Origin of the sequence: Aedoeadaptatus acetigenes, assembly GCF_025566985.1 — a bacterium.
In the GTDB taxonomy this organism is placed as follows: domain Bacteria; phylum Bacillota; class Clostridia; order Tissierellales; family Peptoniphilaceae; genus Aedoeadaptatus; species Aedoeadaptatus acetigenes.
Genome location: NZ_JAOQJD010000011.1, coordinates 54,131 through 77,489, shown reverse-complemented (window position 1 = coordinate 77,489; position 23,359 = coordinate 54,131). Strand labels below are relative to the sequence as shown.

Annotated in this window: 22 protein-coding genes and 1 pseudogene; 21 read left to right on the top strand and 2 right to left on the bottom strand. The window is 50.4% G+C overall.

Features of this window, described 5'->3' with window-relative positions:
- Positions 1–244 (top strand): annotated as a pseudogene (locus tag OCV31_RS07320) (hypothetical protein); the annotation flags it as partial.
- A 27-nt stretch (positions 245–271) separates the two neighbouring features.
- On the opposite strand, the gene OCV31_RS07315 reads toward OCV31_RS07320, so the two are convergent.
- On the bottom strand, positions 272–1,408 hold the full coding sequence (locus tag OCV31_RS07315; RefSeq protein WP_148473889.1) for a nucleotidyltransferase family protein: 1,137 nt from the start codon (positions 1,406–1,408) through the stop codon (positions 272–274).
- 75 nt (positions 1,409–1,483) lie between these two features.
- Between OCV31_RS07315 and OCV31_RS07310 the strand changes: the two genes are divergently transcribed.
- From OCV31_RS07310 to rpmF, 3 genes are all read left to right on the top strand, one after another.
- Positions 1,484–2,674, top strand: coding sequence for an acetate kinase (locus OCV31_RS07310; protein WP_148473887.1), 1,191 nt, complete (start codon positions 1,484–1,486; stop codon positions 2,672–2,674).
- Between the two features lie 64 nt (positions 2,675–2,738).
- A complete protein-coding gene (locus OCV31_RS07305) occupies positions 2,739–3,248 on the top strand; it encodes a YceD family protein (protein WP_267303868.1) in 510 nt (169 codons plus the stop codon).
- A 19-nt stretch (positions 3,249–3,267) separates the two neighbouring features.
- A complete protein-coding gene (rpmF, locus tag OCV31_RS07300) occupies positions 3,268–3,456 on the top strand; it encodes a 50S ribosomal protein L32 (protein WP_077075207.1) in 189 nt (62 codons plus the stop codon).
- Between the two features lie 93 nt (positions 3,457–3,549).
- Here rpmF and OCV31_RS07295 read toward each other — a convergent pair whose 3' ends face one another.
- Entirely contained in the window at positions 3,550–4,779 is a 1,230-nt protein-coding gene (locus tag OCV31_RS07295; RefSeq protein WP_148473882.1) for an aminopeptidase, read from the bottom strand.
- A gap of 186 nt (positions 4,780–4,965) precedes the next feature.
- Between OCV31_RS07295 and rpsB the strand changes: the two genes are divergently transcribed.
- The 17 genes from rpsB (at position 4,966) to OCV31_RS07210 (ending at position 23,311) form a co-directional block, all read left to right on the top strand.
- Positions 4,966–5,748, top strand: coding sequence for a 30S ribosomal protein S2 (rpsB, locus tag OCV31_RS07290; RefSeq protein ID WP_108831730.1), 783 nt, complete (start codon positions 4,966–4,968; stop codon positions 5,746–5,748).
- Positions 5,749–5,825: 77 nt separating this feature from the next.
- A complete protein-coding gene (tsf, locus tag OCV31_RS07285; protein WP_108831731.1) occupies positions 5,826–6,470 on the top strand; it encodes a translation elongation factor Ts in 645 nt (214 codons plus the stop codon).
- 13 nt (positions 6,471–6,483) lie between these two features.
- Positions 6,484–7,191, top strand: coding sequence for a UMP kinase (pyrH, locus tag OCV31_RS07280; protein ID WP_108831732.1), 708 nt, complete (start codon positions 6,484–6,486; stop codon positions 7,189–7,191).
- 12 nt (positions 7,192–7,203) lie between these two features.
- Positions 7,204–7,764, top strand: coding sequence for a ribosome recycling factor (gene frr, locus OCV31_RS07275; protein WP_148473880.1), 561 nt, complete (start codon positions 7,204–7,206; stop codon positions 7,762–7,764).
- A gap of 51 nt (positions 7,765–7,815) precedes the next feature.
- A complete protein-coding gene (locus tag OCV31_RS07270; RefSeq protein WP_148473878.1) occupies positions 7,816–8,529 on the top strand; it encodes an isoprenyl transferase in 714 nt (237 codons plus the stop codon).
- Positions 8,530–9,300: a phosphatidate cytidylyltransferase gene (locus OCV31_RS07265; RefSeq protein WP_148473876.1), complete on the top strand. Its 771-nt coding sequence runs from the start codon at positions 8,530–8,532 to the stop codon at positions 9,298–9,300.
- 8 nt (positions 9,301–9,308) lie between these two features.
- Positions 9,309–10,307 (top strand): RIP metalloprotease RseP, encoded by a 999-nt coding sequence (rseP, locus tag OCV31_RS07260; RefSeq protein WP_148473874.1) that lies wholly within the window; start codon positions 9,309–9,311, stop codon positions 10,305–10,307.
- Positions 10,308–10,321: 14 nt separating this feature from the next.
- Positions 10,322–11,374, top strand: a complete 1,053-nt coding sequence (ispG, locus tag OCV31_RS07255) for a flavodoxin-dependent (E)-4-hydroxy-3-methylbut-2-enyl-diphosphate synthase (RefSeq protein ID WP_394800647.1) — start codon at positions 10,322–10,324, stop codon at positions 11,372–11,374.
- Positions 11,371–15,585, top strand: coding sequence for a PolC-type DNA polymerase III (locus OCV31_RS07250; RefSeq protein ID WP_267303867.1), 4,215 nt, complete (start codon positions 11,371–11,373; stop codon positions 15,583–15,585). Before ispG ends, OCV31_RS07250 begins: the two co-directional genes overlap by 4 nt.
- Before the next feature lie 73 nt (positions 15,586–15,658).
- On the top strand, positions 15,659–16,120 hold the full coding sequence (locus OCV31_RS07245) for a ribosome maturation factor RimP (protein WP_267303866.1): 462 nt from the start codon (positions 15,659–15,661) through the stop codon (positions 16,118–16,120).
- 17 nt (positions 16,121–16,137) lie between these two features.
- Positions 16,138–17,427, top strand: a complete 1,290-nt coding sequence (nusA, locus tag OCV31_RS07240) for a transcription termination factor NusA (RefSeq protein ID WP_148473867.1) — start codon at positions 16,138–16,140, stop codon at positions 17,425–17,427.
- A 12-nt stretch (positions 17,428–17,439) separates the two neighbouring features.
- Positions 17,440–17,709: an RNase P modulator RnpM gene (rnpM, locus tag OCV31_RS07235; RefSeq protein WP_148473865.1), complete on the top strand. Its 270-nt coding sequence runs from the start codon at positions 17,440–17,442 to the stop codon at positions 17,707–17,709.
- Positions 17,710–17,735: 26 nt separating this feature from the next.
- Positions 17,736–20,150 carry a translation initiation factor IF-2 gene (gene infB / locus OCV31_RS07230; RefSeq protein WP_148473863.1) on the top strand — a complete coding sequence of 805 codons (2,415 nt, stop codon included), beginning with the start codon at positions 17,736–17,738 and terminating at the stop codon, positions 20,148–20,150.
- Between the two features lies 1 nt (position 20,151).
- Positions 20,152–20,514 (top strand): 30S ribosome-binding factor RbfA, encoded by a 363-nt coding sequence (gene rbfA / locus OCV31_RS07225; protein WP_108831742.1) that lies wholly within the window; start codon positions 20,152–20,154, stop codon positions 20,512–20,514.
- Positions 20,507–21,493, top strand: a complete 987-nt coding sequence (locus tag OCV31_RS07220; protein WP_148473861.1) for a DHH family phosphoesterase — start codon at positions 20,507–20,509, stop codon at positions 21,491–21,493. Before rbfA ends, OCV31_RS07220 begins: the two co-directional genes overlap by 8 nt.
- Positions 21,490–22,365, top strand: a complete 876-nt coding sequence (gene truB, locus OCV31_RS07215) for a tRNA pseudouridine(55) synthase TruB (RefSeq protein ID WP_148473859.1) — start codon at positions 21,490–21,492, stop codon at positions 22,363–22,365. Before OCV31_RS07220 ends, truB begins: the two co-directional genes overlap by 4 nt.
- A 7-nt stretch (positions 22,366–22,372) precedes the next feature.
- Positions 22,373–23,311, top strand: a complete 939-nt coding sequence (locus tag OCV31_RS07210; RefSeq protein WP_148473857.1) for a bifunctional riboflavin kinase/FAD synthetase — start codon at positions 22,373–22,375, stop codon at positions 23,309–23,311.
- Positions 23,312–23,359 lie beyond the last annotated feature (48 nt).

Here is a 23,359-nt window from a genome sequence, read left to right as displayed (position 1 = left end):
CGGCAGCGCCAAAGAATACCATGGCCTTCGCTACACCAACCAGCGTGGACGAAAGAAAATGGACCTGAAAGCGGTGCTGACCTTTGCATGCATGAACATGAAAAAACTGGCACTGATGATGGATCGAAGAGATCGGGAGAGGGGAGACTGCGGCCCTTCTTTTGCTGATTTATGGAGAAAATGGATTGACAACATAAAAAAGAGACAAACCCCGAGATTTATTCGGAGTTTGTCTGCAGTCTGAAACGGCCTCGCGCCGTTTTTTTATTGCTCAAAAGCCTCGAAAGTCCCGCCCCATATCCCCGGAGGTGAGGACGCTCCAAAGGTCTGTGGCTTTTTCTTCGAAAGCCAAGAACCGCCTTTCATCGAGAGAGCATTTTTTCACTTGTTTGAAATTGGTAAGTAAGGTAACGGACGAATCCTTCGCCTTGCGAAGATAGTCTTTCCCTTCGTCGGAAAATGCCAAGACCTGAAAGGTATGCTGACGGGCCATGGCCGCCTCGACGGACGCCTTATCCAATCCGAGGGATGCGTGGAGCATGAGACGAGCGATGCGCCAGCGGGAATAGCGCCGAGTCTTCACCAGGTCAAAAAATTCATCATAGGTCTTCGCTTCGCGCAAACAGGCGCGGATTCGCTTGTCCAGTCCGATTTCGTAGCCGGCAAAGGATGTGAGGTCCGGGGGAGAGGAGAGCCACAGGCCGCGGTAGAAGCGGTAGAGGGATTCGACCAACTCCGATTCTTTGTATTGAGGCGGAGATCCCGCACAGAAATGCTTGATTTGATAGGGGTCATTCATGGTACGAATGGCCGATGCGGAGCAAATCTTCTCGCCGTCTTGGGCACGCTCAACCATCACGAGGGGAATCATCGGTGCCAATTGCTTCAAGCTTTTATAGTAGCCGTAAGCCAATAGGGCGTTGGACTGAAACACCGAAGGCCAAGATTTGTCCTCCGCCTCCAAAGCCTCTTTGTACGCCGCGGCATAGGATGTGCCGCTTTCCATGGCCGCTTTTAGGCGGGAGTGAAAGGCTTCGGTCTTTTCGTAACGGTAAATGGCATCGAAAGTCGCCCTGTCGCCGAATTCCGTGCCGCAAAAGACGGCGTCGATAAAAGGCAATCGACTTGCCACAGCCATGGCGCCGCGGGAAAAATACTCGCCGCCGGAGGTGGCCGACTGCACCGGATGGGTAATCACCACATCGGCACCGTTTTTCACAAGGTCATTCGCCCGCGTAAACTTGTCCGTCACAACGGGCAGGCCCCGCTGCGTAAAAGAGGCGCTCATTAAAACCACGACGCCATAGCCGCTTTCTTTGGCGCGTTGGATTAAGTATGTATGGCCGTAGTGCGGAGGGTTGGTCTCCGCCACGATGAGTGCATAGGGCATGATTTCAATCCTTTTCATCTCTTTTCTTCGACAAGGAACGATTATATGATATAATAACTGCGGTCAAAATGAAAATGCTTAAGGAGGAAATACATGAAAATTTTAGTCATTAACTGTGGCAGCTCTTCTCTGAAATACCAGTTAATCGATATGGAAGATAAGAAAGTTCTCGCCAAAGGTTTAGCCGAACGGATCGGCATCGAAGGCGGCCGCGTAAAATACGAAGCAGCCGGCAAAGACGAAATCGTCATCGAAGAAATGCTCGCCGATCACAAGGCAGCCCTTAAAATCGTCTTGGATTCTTTACAACACGCTGAATACGGCGCCGTTAAGAGCTTAGACGAAATCGATGCCGTCGGCCACCGCGTCGTACACGGCGGCGAAGCATTTGCCGAATCGGTGATCATCGACGAAAAGGTCATGAAAGCCATTAACGACAATGTTGAAATCGCACCCCTGCACAATCCGCCGAACATTATCGGTATCGAAGCCTGCAAGGAAATCATGGGCGACATCCCCATGGTCGCTGTATTCGACACGGCTTTCCACCAAACCATTCCGGCATTAAACTACATCTATGCCCTTCCCTACGAATACTACGAAAAATACAAAGTTCGTCGCTACGGCTTCCACGGCACCAGCCACCAATACATTACGGAACGTGCCGCTGAAATGCTCGGCAAAAATCTTGACGATGTGAACTTAATTACCTGCCACTTAGGTAACGGCTCCAGCATCAGCGCCGTCGTCGGCGGAAAATGCTACGACACCACCATGGGCTTTACGCCCCTCGAAGGCTTGGCCATGGGTACCCGTACCGGCGACATGGACCCCGCCATCGTTCCCTTCATTATGGACAAAGAAAACCTCTCGACCGAGGAAATGTCTAATGTTATGAACAAAAAGAGCGGTGTCTTGGGCATCAGCGGCGTATCCAGCGACTTCAGAGACTTGGAAGAAGCAGCTGAAAAGGGCAACGAACGGGCACAACTGGCTCTGGATATTTTCGAAAACCGCGTCCGCAAATTCATCGGCGCCTATTTAACCGAAATGGATCACTGCGACGGCATTATCTTTACGGCCGGCGTCGGCGAAAACTCCATTTCCACGAGAGAACGCGTCGCAGGCGGCTTGGCTTCCTTAGGCATCAAGATCGACCGCGACAAAAACGACATGCGCGGCAAAGAAGCTGTCATCAGTGCCGACGATTCTTCCATTCCCGTATTGGTTATTCCCACCAACGAAGAATTGAAAATCGCCATGGAAACGGCCAAACTCGTTTAAATTCCTTGACAAGAGGCCGTTTCTTATCATATAATAGCTTGCAGCAGTTTTAGAGGTGATACCTTTGCGTAGAGAATTTTCTGATTTTTTACAGGGAAGTGACATCCACAAACACGTCGAGGGTCAGCTGATGAAAGAAGACAGTCCCTTGGATTTAGAAGGTCTCGATCTTCTCGATCCCGTTGACTACGATATGGACATCTATAAAGTTGATGGGGACTTAGAAGTCGACGTTCATGTGACCTACGACATCAAAACCCCGTGTGATCGCTGCTTGAAGATGGTGGAAGAAACCATCGACAGCGAATCTCACGTGGTCGTAACCACCGATGAGGAAGAGGACGACGAAGCGAACGTGCTTCTCGTCGAAGCTTTGGATGAATTTCCGTTGGCGGAAATAGTATTCTCGCAAGTGATAACATCCGTACCGATCAAAGTTTTGTGTGATGATGATTGCAAGGGACTTTGCCCGGTCTGTGGTGAGGATTTAAACGAACATCCCGATCACCATTGTGAATCGGAAGGCATCAGCCCCTTTGAATCCTTAAAAAATCTATTTGATGAAAAAGCATAAGAGATAGGGAGGTGTAGACATGGCAGTACCTAAGAGTAAAACTTCGAAACAACGTAAAAACAAGAGACGTGCATCTTCTTATCGTCTGAATAAAACGACTGTCGCTGAGTGCCCCAATTGCCACGAAGCGAAGTTACCCCACCGTATTTGCCCGAGCTGCGGCTACTACGATGGCAAAGAAGTTATCGCAACTTCTGAAGAAGTATAAGAAAAAAGCTTCCGATTTTTCGGAAGCTTTTTTTGCATTAGAAAACCCCCGGTTAAGCGGGGGGTTTCTTTTCGGGCACCGTTTGATGTCCTTTTATTCTGCCCAATTTCCGTTTACAAAAATCGGCACTTCGTCGCCATCTGCCGTGGTCGCCGTAATGGAAAGATCCGCTGTGCCCACCATAAAGTCCACGTGGATCAAGCTGTTGTTTGCGCCTCGTTCTAAAAGCGCATCCTCATTTAAATCGCTGCCGCCATTAAGATTGGTGGGATAGGCCTTGCCGAGAGCCAAATGGCAAGAGGCGTTTTCGTCATAAAGGGTGTTATAAAAAAGTTGATTGCGATTGGAAATCGGCGAATCGTAGGGAACGAGAGCTACCTCGCCCAAGCGTCCGGCGCCCTCGTCGGTGTCGAGCAAACGGGCGAGAACATCTTTTCCCTTTTCGGCGTCGAAATCGACGACCTTCCCGTCCTTAAAACGAAGCCAAAAGTTGTCGATGACATTGCCGTTGTAGGCGAGAGGCATGGAGGCGTGAACGACGCCGTCGACCCCGGCGCGGTGGGGAAGGGTAAAGACTTCTTCCGTCGGGATATTTGCCACGAAGTAGCGGCCATCGGGCAAAGTGGAGCCGCCGCCGGCCCAAATGTGGCCCTCGGGAAGCGTAATGGTCAGATCCGTTCCCAAACTGTTTTTGTAGTGAAGGGATTTGTATGCGGCTTCCGTCAGCTTCTTCGCCTGTCCGTCCACCGTCGTCGTGTGCTTTTTCCAATCGGCGATGGTGCTTTCAGAGACGCGGCACATATCGAAAATCGCCTGCCACAACTTTTTAACGGCAACGTCTGTGTCATCTTCGGGATAGACTTTCTTCGCCCAGGCCTCCGTAGCGATGCCTGCGACGGTCCAGGGATTTTCGTCCTTCATGATGGCCTCGGAGTAAAAGCGCATGGCCTTGGAACGGCTCATGGACGCTTCCTGAAGCTTGTGGGCATCGATTTGCTTTAACAAATCCGGATCCGATCCCGTAAAGGATAAAAAGGCGGCGCCGTTTTCAATGTAGTGGCGATACAATTCCGTATCGAAATCGTGAACCGTGTTAAGCACCTCTTCCGATGCATGTTCGTATTTTAAAAGGGTAAGGGCATCGTCGGACCAAATGACGCGCACGTCGGCGGCGCCCTGGGCGTAAGCCGCTTCGGCGCAGGCGACGACCAAGTCCCTTCCTTCGATGGGACTTTGGATCACAAGGTCCTGTCCTTTTTCAAGAGAAAGGCCCGTGTTTATCAGTAATTCAGCATATGCATTTAATTGTTCGTTGAAATTCATAGTTCCTCCTTTTTCTGAAAGTATACCACAATCCGGCGCCGAAAAAAGAGAAAGGATTCTTGCAAGGGTAGGGCGCGCGTGTTATAATATATCGGTACAAATACGCACACAGCCTCAGAACCTGGCCGTTGCCTGAGGGTCGCTTTGTTCATACGGGCTGTGGAGGAAAAAACATTTGGAGGTAATATGTCTGTAGTATCTATGAAGAGCCTGCTTGAAGCCGGCGTACACTTTGGTCACCAAACCAGAAGATGGAACCCGAAGATGAAGAAATACATCTTCACCGAACGCAACGGTATTTACATTATCGACTTACAAAAAACCGTCGGCAAAATCGAAGAAGCCTACGATTTCGTTCGCGAAACCGCTCAAAACGGCGGACAAGTTTTATTTGTCGGTACCAAAAAGCAAGCGCAAGATGCCATCGAAAAAGAAGCTAAGCGTTGCGGAGAATTCTACATTAACCAACGTTGGTTAGGCGGTCTTCTCACCAACTATCAAACCATAAAGAAGAGAATCGCTCGTCTGAAAGATTTGGAAGAAATGGAAACAGACGGTCGCTTCGACGTTCTTCCCAAGAAGGAAGTTATCGGCCTTCGTCACGAAAGAGAACGTCTTGAAAAATTCTTAGGCGGCATTAAAGACATGAACGGTCTGCCCGATGTCATGTACGTCGTCGATCCGAAGAAAGAAAATATCGCCGTTAAAGAAGCGCAAAAGCTCGGTATTCCCATCGTCGGTATTCTCGATACTAACTGCGATCCCGATGAATTGGATTACCCCATCCCCGGCAATGACGACGCCATTCGTGCCGTAAAATTAATTACGGAAACCATGGCTAACGCCGTTCTCGAAGGAAAACAAGGGGCACAAGATCACGCTGAAGAAGAAGCTGAAGCACCTGAAGCATCTGAAGAAACTGAAAATCAAATCACGGATAGTGCGGCTGATACAAAAGAACAAGAATAAGGCAAATTATAAGAGTTCTGGCCAATGGAACTCTTATTTTTTTGAGAGTGCAACTCGTATCTGAAAGGGGACTTAAAATGGAAATTTCTGCAAAAATGGTAAAAGAATTAAGAGACAAATCCGGCGCAGGCATGATGGACTGCAAGAAGGCCTTAAAGGAATCCAACGGCGACATTGATCGCGCCGCCGACATCCTCAGAGAACAAGGCCTCAGCAAGGTCGCTAAGAAGAGCGATCGCATCGCAGCGGAAGGGATTGTAGAAAGCTACATCCACAACAACCGCATCGGCGTTTTGATCGAAGTCAACACCGAAACCGACTTTGTCGCCAAAAACGAAGACTTCAGAGAATTTGTTCGCGACATGGCCATGCAAGTGGCTGCCGTCAACCCGAAATACGTTACCCGCGACGAAGTTCCCCAAGACGAATTGGATCACGAACGTTCCGTCTTAAAGGAACAAGCGTTAAATGAAGGCAAACCGGAACACATTGTAGAAAAAATGGTCGAAGGCCGTTTGGAAAAATTCTACAAAGAAATCGTCCTTTTGGATCAACCCTTCATTAAAGACGGCGACAAGACCGTAAACGAATTATTAACCGAACTTATCGCAAAAATCGGCGAAAAGATCAGCATCCGTCGCTTCTGCCGCTATGAAGTCGGTGAAGGCATGGAAAAACGCTCCGAAGACTTCGCCGAAGAAGTTGCAAAACAAATGAAATAAGCGGACCCGGACCATGGAACCTAAATACAAGAGGATCGTCTTAAAACTCAGCGGGGAAGCCATGGCGGGAGAAAAAGGAATCGGCATCGATTCTTCTGTGGTCAGGCTCTTCGCTCGTGAGATCAAGCGCATCTCCGAGGCTGGTGTGGAAACCTGCATCGTCGTCGGCGGCGGCAATTTCTGGCGTGGCCGGGACAGCAAGGAAATGGACCGAGCCACATCCGACTACATGGGAATGCTCGGCACGGTCATGAACGCCCTGGCGCTTCAAGATGCCCTGGAGCAAATGGAGGTTGTGACGCGGGTCATGACGGCCATCGAAATGAAACAAGTGGCCGAGCCCTACATTCGTCGCCGGGCCATTCGCCACCTGGAAAAAGGCCGCGTGGTCATTTTCTCCGGAGGCATCGGCAATCCCTATTTTTCCACGGACACCACGGCAGCCCTTCGCGCGGCGGAAATCGACGCGGAAGTCATTCTGCTGGCGAAAAAAGGCGTCGACGGCATTTACGATTCCGATCCCAATGTCTACGACGACGCAGTGAAATTCGACAATTTGTCTTATTTCGATATTCTCAGCAAGAATTTAAAAATCATGGATTCGACAGCCACTTCTCTATGCATGGATAATGAAATCCCCCTACTTGTCTTCGGCATCGACGAATCGAGCAATCTTTTCGACGCGGCCATGGGCAAGGAACTGGGGACCCGTGTTGAATAAGGAGGATTTTGTATGGATTTTAGCGAAGTCAAAAAAGAAGTTCAAACCAAAACGGAAAAGACTGCCGATCGCTTAAAGGAAGAATTGGCATCCATTCGCGCCGGCCGCGCCAATCCGTCCCTCTTGGACCGGATTACCGTGGAAGCCTACGGCCAACAAACGCCGTTAAATCAAGTTGCCGGCATTACGGCACCGGAAGCGCGTCTGTTGACCATTCAACCCTGGGACGCATCCTTGATCCCCGCCATTGAAAAAGAAATTTTAAAATCGGATCTGGGCCTGAATCCATCCAACGACGGCAAATTGATTCGCTTGGCGATTCCCGCGTTGACGGAAGAACGACGCAAGGAAATGATCAAAGTCGTAGGAAAAGATGCCGAACAATCGAAAGTTGCCATCAGAAACGTTCGTCGCGACGCCATCGACTTGATTAAAAAAGCGGAAAAGAACAAGGAAATTTCCGAAGATGATCAAAAAGATTACGAAGAAGAAATTCAGAAGATCATCGACGCCGCCGTTAAAAACATCGACGCCATTGCGAAGGCAAAGGAAGACGAATTGCTTGAAATTTAAATACAACTGAATAGGGCCCCCTAAGGGGGTTCTTTCTTTTTAGGAGAAATCATGGATTCTGAAAAAAAAGCCATGCCCAAACACCTGGGCATTATCATGGACGGCAACGGCCGCTGGGCAAAGGCGCGCAATATGCCGCGCACTTACGGCCACAAAGAGGGCGTGAAGCGGGTTTTGGAAATCGTAAGGGCCTGCTACAAATTGAATATCCCCTATCTGTCTCTCTACGCCTTTTCCACGGAAAATTGGAAGCGCCCGGAGCAGGAAGTGTCAAACCTTATGTTTCTCTTGCGCACATTTATCGATCAATACATTGACGAATTGGACGAAAACGGCGTGAAGCTGAACATTATGGGCGACCTGTCCGCATTAGGCGAAAAGACCCGAAAGATGGTCTTAGGCGCCGTCGAGCGCACCGAATCCAACGTGGATCTCATCTTAAATATCGGCTTGAACTACGGGGGGCAGGATGAAATCCTACGTGCGGCAAAATCGCTGGCGCAAAAAGCCGTGAACGGCGAGATTTCCGTCGATGCCATCGATAAAGAAGCTTTCGAAAGGGAGCTTTATACGAAAAACCAGCCGCCCCTGGATCTGTTGATCCGTCCGAGCGGCGAGCTGCGGGTCAGCAATTTTATGCTCTGGCAATTGGCCTATGCGGAATTTTGGTTCTCGGATATTCTTTGGCCGGACTTTACGGAAGACACATTAAAGAAAGCCATAGACGATTATCAAACGAGGGACAGGCGATTTGGAGGCGTATAATTGAGTAATCTGTTAAAACGAACGACGACGGCCTTGGTTCTCATCGCTCTTTTAGTGGCGATTCTCTATTTCGGCGGAATGGTGTTGCAATGTGCCGTTCTCTTCTTTTCCCTGGCTCTGTGTCACGAACTGATTTCCGCCTTTAAACACAAGGGCAATAACATTCCCGAGCACTACATTCTCCTTGCCTGTGCCTTTCACTTTGTGGTGTACGAGCGAGGCTGGCCGTGGTTTGTGGCATTTACCATCCCTTTGTTTTTCCTCATACTGTATTATTTAAAAGAGGATGATTTTACGATCGAAGATATGGGTATCTCTGCCCTCATACTGATCTATGTGCCCACCTTTTTGTTCCCCATCATGGCTTTGGACAAGACGCGTTACCTTTATCTGGTATTCGTCATATCCATTGCCACGGATACTTTCGCCTATTTGACGGGAATGGCTTTCGGAAAACACAAGCTGTGTCCCACCATCAGCCCGAACAAAACCGTGGAGGGCGCGTTGGGCGGCGTCGCGGGTACCATGCTATGCGGTTTGATCTACTGCATGATTTTCGACATTCACATTACGCTGATCCACGTGCTCTTTATCGGCCTCGCCTCCGTTACGGCGCAGCTGGGGGATCTGTTTGCATCGAAAATTAAACGCGCCATGGGGATTAAGGACTTCGGCCACTTTTTACCGGGCCACGGCGGATTCATGGACCGCTTCGACAGCATGCTCTTAATCATACCCATGGTCTATATTCTGTTCCGCTTTTCACTTTAGGAGGTTATATGACGACCCTTTTCGGTTCACTTTTTGTCTTTATACTAATTATCGCCATACACGAATTCGGCCATTTTGCTGTGGCAAAGGCCGTCGGTATTCGCGTGAATGAGTACGCCATCGGCATGGGCCCTTTAATCTATAAAAAACAAACGGAAGAAACCCAATACAGCCTTCGGGCGTTGCCCATCGGCGGCTATGTGGCCATGGAAGGGGAAGAGTCGGCATCGGACGACCCGCGGTCGTTCAATAACGCGAGTCTATTGAAGCGGGCAGCGGTCATCGTCAGCGGCGCTGGCATGAATTTTGTCCTGGCCATCGTGGCCTTTTCTCTTTTTCTCTTAATCACCGGCTATCCGACGAAAATCGTGGACGAAGTGATTCCGAATTCCCCGGCGGCCGTGGCGGGAATTCAAAAAGGGGACGCCATTCGCTCCGTCGACGGAAAGGAAATAAAGGACTGGGACGCTTTTTCCAAAACCGTGGCGTCTTCGAAAAATCCCATTACCATCGGCATTGATCGCGAAGGGAAAATTCTCGATTTTACCGTAAAGCCCGTAGAAAAAGACGGTCGCCCCATCGTGGGCATACAACCCACCAGCGAAAAGCATCCGGTAAAAGCCATGGGCGACGGATTCAAGATGACGGGGAAAGTTATCGTCACCATTTTCGACGTCTTAGGGAAATTATTTACGGGAAACCTGGGCGTAGACAATCTGTCCGGCCCCGTAGGCGTGGTGAAAGTGATCGGCGACTCGGCAAAGTACGGGTTCGGCTCTTTGATGTTTATCACGGCCTACATTTCGGCGAATCTGGGCTTTATGAACCTGCTGCCCATTCCCGCCCTCGACGGAGGCAAGCTCGTGTTTATCCTAATCGAAGGAATCACGGGCAAACCGGTAAACGAACGAATCGAACAGGGGCTTTCCGTGGCAAGCTTTGTCTTGCTCTTTGCTCTCATGATTTACGTGACGATTTTCGGCGATATTGCCCGATTCATCCAATAGAAAGGACGATGAACTTGTCTAAACACACGAGACAAATCGCTGTCGGCGACGTATTAATCGGCGGCGGCGCTCCCATTAGCATTCAGTCCATGACCAACACGAAGACGAAAGATGCGGTGTCCACCATCGATCAAATTCATCGACTGGAAAATGCAGGCTGCGACATTATCCGCGTAGCGGTCAATGATCTCGAGGATGCAGAAGCCTTGGATCAAATCATTCCCGCCATTTCCATTCCGGTCATCGCCGACATTCAATTCGATTATCGCCTGGCCCTTTACGCATTGGAGCACGGCGTCCACGGTTTGCGCATTAATCCGGGAAATATCGGCGAGGCCTGGAAGGTGAAAGAAGTGGCGGATGCGGCAAAGGCGCGGAACGTATCTATCCGCATCGGCGTCAACTCGGGTTCTGTGAAGCCGGCCTTCATCGAGAAATACCGTGGCGTGAACTCCAAGTCCATCGTGGAATCAGCACTGGATGAAATCGCCACACTGGAAAAATTCGGTTTCGACGCCATTAAAGTCTCTTTAAAATCCTCGGACGTGCGTCAATCCATCGAAAGCTACCGGGAATTTTCCCGCGTCAGCGATTATCCCCTTCATCTGGGCATTACCGAGGCCGGTGCCGGCATGAACGGCATCGTGAAATCGGCTGTGGGCATGGGTACCTTACTTGAAGAGGGCATTGGCGATACCATGCGGGTCTCCTTAACGGGCGATCCCGTCGATGAAGTGCACTGTGCCAAGGCCATACTGAAGAGTTTGGGCCTCAGGCGCGAGGGCATCGACATCGTCGCCTGTCCCACCTGCGGACGCACGGAAATCGACTTGATTCATTTGGTTAAGGATGCGGAAGATCGCTTTAAGGCCTTGAATTTCGAAGGAAAAATCGCCATTATGGGTTGTCGCGTCAACGGACCCGGCGAAGCCCGCGAGGCGGATTACGGCATCACCGGCGGAAATGGTCGCGGCGTCATCTTTAAAAAAGGCGAAGTCGTGGAAACCGTTGACGAAGCGCATCTATTAGACGCTCTTATCGACTTAATAGAAAGGGATCACCGTTGATCGACAAAAACACCCATCCATCAGAGCGCGCTTTGATGGATTTTATTTTAAATAAATCCCTGCCCATAAAAAAAGTGATCTATAATCGGACGCTTGCCGGTTTGACACTGGAAATGGATTGTGAAGAAGGGGATTGGCGCGATGAATTTGAAACGCTTCTGAAAAAATGCTATCCCACCCTTGCGGTCAAGACAAATTACCGGGAAAAGCAAGCGGAGCGGGCGGCGTACACGGAAGATGAAATCTATAATTTTTTAAAGGCCTCCATTACCGCATCCGATGCTTGGCTCGAGCGTGACTGTTTTATCATGAAGGAAAGCCGCATTACGCTTCATGTGCCCAACGCCACAGTGGAAAAGACCGTCCTCTCCATGCACATCGAAAGCAGGCTCGAAGAAATCACCGGTCGGCGCTATTTCCTGGAATGCGCCTGTCCGGACGGGGACTGCGAATTGAGTGCTTTGGACGAGTTGATCGAGAGCGAAGAATCGGTGTTCAGCGACGGCATAAAGATCGAAGCGCCTGCGGCGAAGGAAAAGGCGAAGAGCGACGAAGTTTACCAGTTCGGAAAAAATAAATTTGAACCCCCGACGCCCATAGGCGACTGTCGCGTCGGTGAGACCGTCACCATTACGGGATCCGTCTTCGACTTCGACGAGCGACCCATAAAAAACGACAAAACCCTGTTTATCCTCTCCCTTTACGACGGGACGGACAGCACCAATGTGAAGGCTTTTGTAAAAAATCAGGAAGCCGACGCCTTTGCTCAAACTTTTTCCAAGGGAAAGACCGTCTCCGTTCACGGGAAATACGATTTCGACAGTTTCGACCGCAGGGAAAGCGTCGTTGCGCGAAATATGAAGGTGGTTCCCACGCAAAAACGGGAGGACAAAAGCGCGAAAAAGCGCATCGAGCTGCACGTCCACACGAAAATGAGCAATATGGACGGCACCAACACCATCGACGATTTCGCGAAGCAGGCCAAGGCCTGGGGCCACGAGGCCATCGCCATTACCGACGACAATGTGGTGCAGGGCTATCCCGATGCCATGAGCGCTGCAAAGAAGCACGACATTCGCATTCTCTACGGCGTGGATGCCGATGTGGTGGACGACGGAGAGCATATCTTTAAAAACCCCGGGAACGCTCAATACGGGGCAAGTTACGTGGTCTTTGACTTAGAGACTACGGGCTTTTCGCCGCGCTTCGACGAGGTGACGGAAATCGGCGCCGTGAAAATTCGAGACGGTCGCATCGTGGATCGCTTCTCCACTTTCGTGAATCCCATGCAGCCCATTCCGCCGAAGGTGGTGGAATTAACCCACATTACAAACGACATGGTGGCCGATGCCGATCCCATCGACGTGGTGCTCCCTCGCTTTGAGGCATTTATCGACGACAGCATTTTGGTTGCACACAACGCTTCCTTCGACTCGCGGTTTATCGAATTCAGGCGGAAGGGAAAAGTCCCCTATGCCACCATCGACACCTTGCTTCTGGCACGTTCCTTGGACATTCAGGTGAAAAATTATAAATTAGGCACCTTGGCGAAGCGCTTCGGCATCAATTTGCAGGGCGCCCACCGCGCCGTCAACGACGCCGAGGCCACGGCGGAGCTCTTTATTCAGCTTCAGGCCATGGCGGCGAAGATCGGCATCGAGAATCCTGAGGATCTCAATCGCCTAAAACCGAAGTCGCCGGAAAAATCATTTCCGACGAAGCTCACGATTTTCCCGAAAAATCTCGAGGGACTTACGGCCATGTACCACTTGATCTCCGCCTCGCACATGGATCACTTCTTCCGAACGGCCCGCATGTTGAAATCGGAAGTGCTGAAATCGAAGAATAACTTTATTCTCGGCTCCGGGGGAGAAGGGGGCGAACTAATCGACGCCTACTTGCGCGGCGCGTCGGACGATGAGCTCAAGAGGATCGCGTCCATTCTGGATTACATTGAGGTGGCGCCCGTATCTCGCTACGAGCGGGCCTATGCCGACGGTCTGTTGCGAAGCGAAGAAGACGGAAAAGCCATGATTCGCGACTTGCTCGATTTAGGCCGAAGCCTGGATATTCCCGTCATCGCCTCTTCAGACGTGCGCTATATGAACAAAGAGAATGCCGAATTTCTCGAGATATTGGAATACTCGAAATTCCGCGGCCGTCCCTTTACAAATGGCGGCGCCTATTTTATGACCACCGACGAAATGCTCGAAGCCTTTTCTTTTCTCGCAGGCGATGCCGAAGCCGTCGTCATCGACAATCCAAAAAAGATCGCCGATTCCATCGAGGTATTTCCGCCCATTCCCTCGGGGAAATTTCCGCCGAAAATTAAAAATGCCGACGTGGATTTAAAGGCCGATGCCTTTAAACGGGCGCGGGAAATCTATGGCGATTCCCTGCCGAAAATAGTGGAAGATCGCCTGAACACGGAGCTTGAAAGCATTATCGGAAACGGCTACGCGGTCATGTACAAAATCGCCCAACAGCTCGTCGAAAAATCCAACGCCGACGGCTATTACGTCGGCTCCCGTGGCTCCGTCGGCTCCTCTTTTGTCGCCACCATGACGGGAATCACGGAAGTCAATCCCCTTATGCCCCACTATGTTTGCAGCAAGTGCAAACACAGTGAATTTATCGACGACGGAAAAGTGAGCACCGGCTTCGATTTGCCGAGAAAAAACTGTCCGGTCTGTGGCGAGCCATTGATTCGCGACGGCCATAAAATTCCCTTCGAAGTCTTTTTAGGTTTCTACGGCGACAAAGAACCGGACATCGACTTAAACTTCGCCGGGGAGTATCAGCCCACCGCCCACAAATTCATCGAAGATTACTTCGGCGAGGGCTTCGTCTTCCGCGCCGGCACCATCGGTACCTTGGCGGAAAAGACCGCCTTCGGCCTGGTGAAGAAATTTACCGAAGAAAACAATCTTCAGAAAAACCCCGTGGAGATCCTGCGTTTGGCAAAGGGCATCGAAGGAGTGAAGCGGACAAGCGGCCAACACCCGGGCGGCATAATGGTCGTGCCGAAAGACGAAGACATTCACCACTTCACGCCCATTCAGTATCCGGCGGATGAGAAGAAGAAAAACGTCATTACCACACACTTCGACTACCACTCCATTAGCGAAAATATTTTAAAACTGGACATCCTTGGCCACGATGCGCCCACAATTCTCCGCATGTTGGAAGACTTAACCGGCGTGGCCATGGAAGACATTCCCATGGACGATCCCGAAGTCATGAGCCTGTTTACATCCGCCGACGCGCTAAAAGTCGACGAATCCCTATTCTCGTCGCCTACGGGCACCCTGGGGATTCCCGAGTTCGGCACAGACTTCGTCGTGCGCATGCTCATGGACACGAAGCCCGCCACCTTCGGCGAGTTGGTCAATATTTCAGGCCTTTCCCACGGCACCGACGTGTGGACGGGAAATGCACAGGATCTCGTCCACTCAAGTAAGGCGACGATCTCCGAAGTCATCAGTACGCGGGAAGATATTATGAACTACCTGATTATTGCCGGTGCGGAAAACAAAGTGGCCTTCGACACCATGGAAGCTGTACGAAAAGGACGCGGTCTTCCCGAAAAATACATGGACGTGTTAAAGACATTGGACGTGCCGAGTTGGTACTTTGAAAGTTGCGAAAAAATCAAGTACATGTTCCCCAGAGCCCATGCGGTGGCCTACGTCATGACCAGTCTTCGCATCGCCTGGTACAAGGTTCATTACCCGCTGGCCTTTTACGCCGCCTATTTTACGACAAAACTTTCCGACCTAAACGGCGACCTTTTGGTTCAAGGCTATGACGCCGTTAAACAGCGTGTTGAATGGATCGAAGGAAACGACGAGGCGACGAAAGCGGAACTGTCTGAAATCCCTATTTTGAAAGTCGTATTGGAAATGATGGCGCGAGGCTACGAATTCGAGCCCATTCACTTAGGTGCCTCTCATTACGAGAAATTTTCCGTCTACGAAAACAAGGTGCTTCTGCCCATCAGTTCCCTTCAGGGGATCGGCCATACGGTGGCGAAGGAAATTTATGAGGCCATGAACGAACAGCCCTTCCTTTCCGTTGAAGACATGGTGAATCGAAGCGGCGCGTCGAAAACCGTCGTAGAGACCCTGAAAGCCCACGGCGCCCTTCAAGGAATCCCGAAAGATAACCAGTTAAGCATGATGGATCTTATTGGCGATAGTGCCAAAATGTGATATACTAAAGAAAAGATAGACGAGTAGAACTAGAGTGGGTCCACCACTCTAGTTTTTTATGGGAGGTGAGTTCTTGAAACATTCTCAAGTACGCGCGATTGTTTCGGAGGCGGCGGAAAAAGCGGCCGCCGAGCGAGAGTATGAGGTGGTGGAAATTGCCATCACCAACAAAAATCCGTCGCGCATTATAATTACGGTGTATCATCCCGATGGGGTGCAAATCGACGACTGCGCCGATATATCCCGTGCCGTAGGAGACATGATCGACGACAAGGATTTGTTTGAAGGCAAGTATACCCTGGAGGTTCAGTCCCCCGGATTGGATCGGCCCATTCGCACGAAAGATGATTACCGCAGGAACATGGGAAAAAAGGTCGAGGTTCACCTGTACAAAAAAGTAAACGACCAAAAAGAATATGTAGGTATTTTAGCGGACTACGGCGACGACACCGTGGATATCCGCACAGAAGATGGAAATATTGTCACCTTTGATTCAAAATCCATCTCATTAATGCGACAGGTCATTGAATTTTAGGAGGCAAAGAAAAAACGATGAACGAAGAGTTTATTTTAGCTCTGAAGCAATTGGAAAGCGAAAAAGGAATCCCGGAAGACGTGATTATCGAGGCCCTGGAAACGGCTCTTGTGTCCAGCTACAAGAAAAATTTCGGAACGACACAGAATGTCATTGTTGAAATCAATCGGGATACGGGAGAAATTTCCCTGGCCGCCGAAAAAGAAGTGGTGGATGAAGTCTTTGACGAGAACACGGAAATCGCCGTGGAAGATGCGCGAAGAGAAAACCCGAGGCTCGAAATCGGCGACATTTATTACGAAAAAATCGATCCGGAAAAATTCGGCCGCATCGCTGCACAAACGGCGAGACAAGTCGTCATTCAACGGATCAAAGACGCCGAGCGCGACGTGATTTACGACGATTACGCCGATCGGGAAAATGAAATCATTACATGTGACGTACAAAGAGTGACCAAAGGCAATGTCTTTGTGGATTTAGGAAAAACCGAAGCCATTTTGCCCGTATCGGAGCAAATTCAAGGGGAGTCCTACCACCAAGGCGATCGCTACAAAATGTTGGTACTGGAAGTAAATAAGCAGCCCAAAGGGCCGCAAATCGTGCTCTCCAGAAGCCATCCCAATCTGGTGCGCCGCCTCTTTGAACTGGAGGTACCGGAAATTCACGACGGCATCGTCGAAATCTTTTCCATTGCGAGAGAAGCCGGAAGCCGAACGAAGATCGCCGTGTTCAGCAAGGACGAGGACGTGGATCCCCTGGGCGCCTGCGTCGGATTTAAAGGCAGCCGCGTGAAGACCATCGTCGACGAGCTCCACGATGAAAAAATTGACATCGTCATTTGGGAAAAAGACATTGCCGCCTTTATCGGCAACGCCTTGAGCCCGTCGAAAGTAGTGGAAGTTTTCATCAATCAACGGGAGAAATCGGCCATGGTCGTGGTTCCGGACTATCAACTGTCCTTGGCCATTGGCAAGGAAGGCCAAAACGCACGTCTGGCAGCGAAATTGACCAATTGGAAGATTGACATAAAATCCGAAACCCAATTTGACGAATACCTGGATTCTTTGGGAATGGATGCAGACGACTTCAGAACCTACTTCGAAAATACCCAAGCCGAGGCGCCGGACGTGTCAGCGGCAGATGAATATTCTCCCGTCGAAGAAAAAATCGAATCCAATGAGGCCGATAATTTCGCCAGCATCGGCGGCTTAACGGGCATGGACTTATCGGATCTATTTAAAGACGCGGATTCGTCCTCGGAAGAAGATTACGAAGAAGAAGCGGAGAAAGCGAAAGAAGATGAGTAAGAGGATTCATCCATGAACAAGCCAAAAAAAGTGCCCTTGCGCAAATGCGTCGGGTGTTCAGAATCGAAACCGAAAAAAGAGCTCACACGAATCGTAAAAAATAAAGAACAAGAGGTTTTTATAGATGAAACGGGAAAAGCAAACGGCAGAGGTGCTTATGTTTGTAAAGATATAAAGTGTTTAAATAAGGCGATTAAATCGAAGGCCATCTATAAGGCATTGGGCAAAGATTTGTCCGAAGAGGCCATTGAATCGCTGCGCAAATCACTTTCAGATCTATAAACCCCTTATATTAAGGAGGTGTTCTCATGTCGAACAAACGAGTGTATACGGTAGCCAAGGAATACGGCATGGCCAGCAAGGATTTAATGGAAATTCTGGCCCGGGCGGATATTACCGTGAAAAGTCACATGAGTACTTTAACTGAAGAGCAGCAAAAGGATCTTTTGAATTATATCCGAAAGGCGCAAAGCGCCCAGAGTACGGGCGAAAACGAACCGGAAAAGAAAGATACCGAAACCAAGGCGAAGAAAGAGAAAAAACAGGAAGCGGCACCTGTGAAAAAACCTGCGCCTGAGACCAAGGAGTCGAAGCCGAAAAAAGAAGAGAAGATGCCGAAGAAATCCGAAGAAAAAAAAGAGCCGCAAAAACCCCGCAAACAAGCGGAACCGGCTGCGGCCAAAGAAGCGCCTACGCCTTTACGCAAAGAGCCTGAAAAGAGCGCAGAGGACGTGAATGTTCACGAAGAAAAGCAATTTTCAGACGGCACGGGCGGCAAGCATTCCGATAAAAAGAAGAACAAGAAGAAAAAACAAAAAGAAGCGAAAAAAGCGCGCAACAGGGAAGAGGGCGGCCAACGGGTTCAAGATTTTGAAAAACCCAAGGCGCCGAAGAAAAAGTCCAGAAGCCAAAAGCGTAAAGAACGTATGGCGAAGGAAGATGTAAAGGGGGACGGGGCTATTAAGATCAAGGCACCCTTAACGGTGAAGGAATTTGCCGACACAGTCGGCATCAGCTTGGCACAAGTTATAACAAAATTAATCGGATTAGGTGTTATGGCGACACAAAACGAATCCATCGATCGGGATGTCATTGAAATTTTAGCCGACGAACTTTCTATCGAGATCGAATTTATTTCCGAATCGGATTCGAATATCGAAGAGATCTACAATTTAGATCAGGAAGATCCCGAAGACAGTTTGGTGGAACGACCGCCGGTCGTTACGGTTATGGGCCACGTCGACCACGGCAAAACCTCGATTTTGGACGTCATTAAAAAGAGCCACGTCACCGCATCGGAAGCCGGCGGCATTACCCAACACATCGGCGCCTACCAAGTTTCGGCCAACGGCAAACTGATTACGTTTTTGGATACGCCGGGTCACGAAGCCTTTACGGCCATGCGCTCCAGAGGGGCGTCCATTACGGACATCGCCATCCTCGTCGTCGCAGCCGATGACGGCGTCATGCCGCAAACGAGAGAGGCGATTCACCACGCCAAGGCAGCCGACGTGCCCATTATCGTCGCCATTAATAAAATCGACAGAGAAGGCGCGAATCCCGATCGCGTGCGCCAGGAATTAACTGAAGAAGGCCTGGTTTGCGAAGATTGGGGTGGCGACACCATTATGGTCGAAGTCTCTGCAAAGACGAAGGAAGGGATTCCCGAGCTTCTCGACATGGTGCTTCTCGTAGCAGAAGTATTGGAACTGAAGGCCAATCCCGATCGCCTGGCCATCGGCACCATTGTGGAAGCCCGTCTCGACAAGGGCAAGGGCCCCATGGCTACCATTCTCGTGCAAAAGGGCACCTTAACCAGCGACAGCTATATCGTCAGCGGTACCTGCTACGGCCACATTCGGGCCATGACCGATGACAAGAAGAAGCGCTTGAAGACGGCCGGTCCGGCCACTCCGGTTGTGGTTCTGGGGCTCGACGGCGTTCCCAACGCAGGGGATACGGTCTATGCCGTTCAAGATGAAAAGACCGCGAGAGAAATTGCCGCGAGAAACATCGCCCACGAACGGGAAGAAAAGCTGGCCTCCAAGAACAAGGTATCCCTGAACAATCTCTTCGACAAGATCAAAGAAGGCGAGCTCAAGGATCTGAACCTGGTCGTCAAGGCCGACGTCAAGGGGACGGTAGAAGCGCTGAACCAATCCCTCTTGAAATTAAACGACAACGAAGATGTGGATGAAGTGCAAGTAAACATCATTCACTCCGGCACCGGCGGAATCAATGAAAGCGACATTAACCTGGCCTCCGCGTCCAATGCTTTGGTCATCGGTTTTAATGTACGCCCGAACATTAACGCCATCGAGTTGGCTAAACAAGAAGAAGTGGATGTGCGCACTTATCGCGTCATTTACGACATCCTAAACGACGTGAAAAATGCCATTAGCGGTATGTTGACACCGGAAATCACCGAAGAAGTTCTGGGGCGCTGCGAGGTTCGCGAAACCTTCAAGCTTCCCTCCAACGACATCGTCGCCGGTATTTACGTTCTCAAGGGAAAAATTGCACGAAAAGCATTCGTTAAAGTCCTGCGCGACGACGTGATTATTCACGAAGGCCCCATCTCTTCGTTGAAGCGCTTCCAAGACGACGCCAAGGAAATCGCTCAAGGGTACGAAGGCGGCCTCATGGTGGAAAACTTCAACGACATTCAAGTCAACGACTTGCTGGAATGCTATATCGAAAAAGAAATTAAGAAGGAAATTTAACATGAAGGATAAACGAGTTCACCGTATTTCAGAAGAAGTGAAGAGGGAACTCTCCGACATCATTCAAAACAAATTGAAAGATCCTCGGATCCCTCCCTTAACCAGCGTCTCCTTCGTCTCCGTCACGCGGGATCTCTCTTACGCCACCGTAGGGATTTCCATTTTCGGCGACGACGAGGCAAAAAAAGATGCCATGGAAGGCCTTGAAAGCGCCAAAGGCTTTATGAAAAAAGAGCTGGGAAGTCGCTTAAAATTAAGAGCCATGCCGGAGCTGATTCTGGAGCTGGACGAAAGCATCGAAAAGGGCATGGCCTTGGAAGAGACCATCAATAAGGTGATGGAATCGGAGCATCGCGGTGAGTGATATCAAGGCATTCGCCGAGCAATTAAAGAAAAGAATTGAGGACGCGGAGGTTGTGGGGATAATTTCCCACAAGAGTCCCGACGGCGACAATCTCGGAAGCTTGGAAGCTATGTGGGGCTGTTTAAAAGGCATGGGTAAAAAGGTGATCTACGTCTCAAATGACGACGTGCCGGCAGACTTTGCCTTTTTGCCCTCCACAAAAGAGCGGGTTGACATCGACTCGATCCATGAGCCCCTGCCTCTGTTAATCGCCTTGGATTCGTCGGACGTCCATCGTTTCGGCACCAAAGGCGAGGCGCTCTTTGAAAAGGCCGCCTATACGGTGAACATCGATCACCACATGAGCAACGATGCTTATGCCGATTTAAACTGCGTCTTGCCGAAGGCGACCTCTACGGGCGAAGTGCTCTTTCAGGTGTTTGAAGCCATGGACATTGAGCTCACGCCTGCCATGGCCACGGGGCTTTACACGGCGATCTCCACGGACACGGGGAGCTTTCAATACGACAGCGTGACGGGAGACACCCACCGCATGATCGCCGCCCTTTATGACGCCGACTGCGATCACAATGTCGTGGTTCGATCCGTGTATCAGTCCATGTCGAAAGAAAAGCTGGCCCTCCACGCCCGCGTCTTGTCCGATCTGAAGTTTATGGCCGACGGAAAAGTATCCCTCGCCATATGCCACTTAGAGGACATGGAACGCACCGGCGCTGCGAAGGATGCAACTGAAGGCATCGTAGAAAAGGCGCGGAACATCGACGGCGTGGAAATGGCGATTTTCCTGAAAGAAAAGGCCGACGAAGTGAAGCTGTCCTTCCGCTCGAAAAGCTATTTGGACTGCACGGAATTTGCTTCCGTCTTCGGCGGCGGCGGCCACATCCGCGCAGCCGGCGCGTCCCAAGGGGACAGTCTCGAAAATGTCCTGGCCAAGGTGGAAGCCTTGGTGCGGGAAAAGATAGAAAACAGGGATCGATGAACGGTATTTTATTAGTGGATAAGCCTGCAGGTTGGACTTCTCACGACGTAGTACAGAAAATGCGCCGTCTGTACGAAACGAAGCAAGTGGGCCACACGGGCACACTGGATCCCATGGCCACGGGCCTTCTGCCTATCTGCATCGGCAAGGCCACAAAGGTGGCGGAGTACATCTCCGACGATAAAAAAGCCTATTTGGCCCGAGCGGTAAGAGGCATTCGCACGGACACGGGAGACACGACGGGCGTGGTCTATGCCCGAAGCGATGTGCCGATTCCCGACAATCTCGACGATATTCTCCGGACATTTACGGGGGAGCAGCTTCAATTGCCGCCCATGCACTCGGCGCTGAAATACAAGGGCAAAAAGCTCTACGACTACGCCCGCATGGGCATCTGCGTTCCGCGAAAGAAACGGCCCATTACCGTGACGAAGCTTGCCTGTTTAGAACGCGGCGACACAGAGATCAGCCTTTTGGCGGAAGTGTCTTCCGGTACCTATATCCGCACACTTTTAGACGACATCGGCGTGGCGGCCGGCTGCTTCCTCACCATGTCGGATCTTCGCCGCGTGTCTGTGGGAAACACCACCGTCGACGGTTCCTACACCATCGAGGCATTGGAGGCCATGCCCCTCGATGCGCGAAAAAGCCTATTGCTTCCCATGGACCGGCTTCTCGACCATCTTCCGCCGATTCATTTGCCCGCAAAGCGATTAAAGCCCATGACCAACGGCATGTCCACGCGAATTTCCTTTCCCGTGGAAAAGGCCCCCATCTATCGGATTTACGCAGGGGATGTCTTTGTGGGCCTGGGCATCGTGAAGGAAGAAGATGGCACGACGAATGTTTGCATGAAAAAAGTATTAGTTTGAGGTGTTTATGGAGGTTATACAAGTCGATTTAGACTCGGAAATTTCCCAAGAGGCGACCATCGCTTTAGGAAATTTCGACGGTTTACACAGCGGTCACAAAGCTTTGATCGAAGAAGTAGTAGAGATGGCAAAGAAATTAAATTGCCGATCTTCCGTTCTTATGTTTAAGACCCACACGAAAAACACGACCGACGGCATTTCTCAGGAACTTTTAACCTCGCGTTCTCAAAAACACGACATTCTTCGTGAAATGGGCATCGATATAATTTACGAAATCGAATTTACCAAGCGGATTATGCGCATGAGCCCGGAAGCTTTCGTTACGGATTTTTTAGTCGGCCACTTAAAGGCCAAAGGCGTCGTCGTCGGCTACGATTATCGCTTCGGTTTTAAGGCCTCCGGAGATGTAACTACCTTGGATGAGCTTTGCAAGGCGAATGACATCGCCCTCTCCGTAAAAAAAGCCGTCACTTACGAGGATGAAGCCATTTCCAGCACGCGCATTCGTTCTGCGGTAAAAGAAGGGGACGTAAAGCTTGCCCGAGTCCTTTTAACGCGGCCATTTACCATTCGAGGCAAGGTGGTTCCCGGCAAGCAACTGGGCCGTACCATCGGCATTCCCACGGCAAATATTCTATATAACGCCAATTACGTCGTGCCGAAATACGGCGTCTACCTTACCGGCGTAACCGTAGACGAGATATATTACTACGGCGCCACAAACATCGGCACCAACCCGACCTTTGATGAACAGGGGATCAAGGTGGAAACCTATCTCTACGATTACGAAGGGGACAGCCTCTACGGAAAAATTATCGACGTGGCTCTCTTGGAATTCATTCGGCCGGAAGAAGCCTTCGACGGCGTGGAGGCATTGAAGGCGCGCATGGACAAGGATTTGTCCGATATTCGCGAGCGAATTTCCCGGGAAGAATTTACAAAATAGCCGATTAATGGTAAAATACTCGAGTATTGTTAGTTTGGCTCAGTTTGT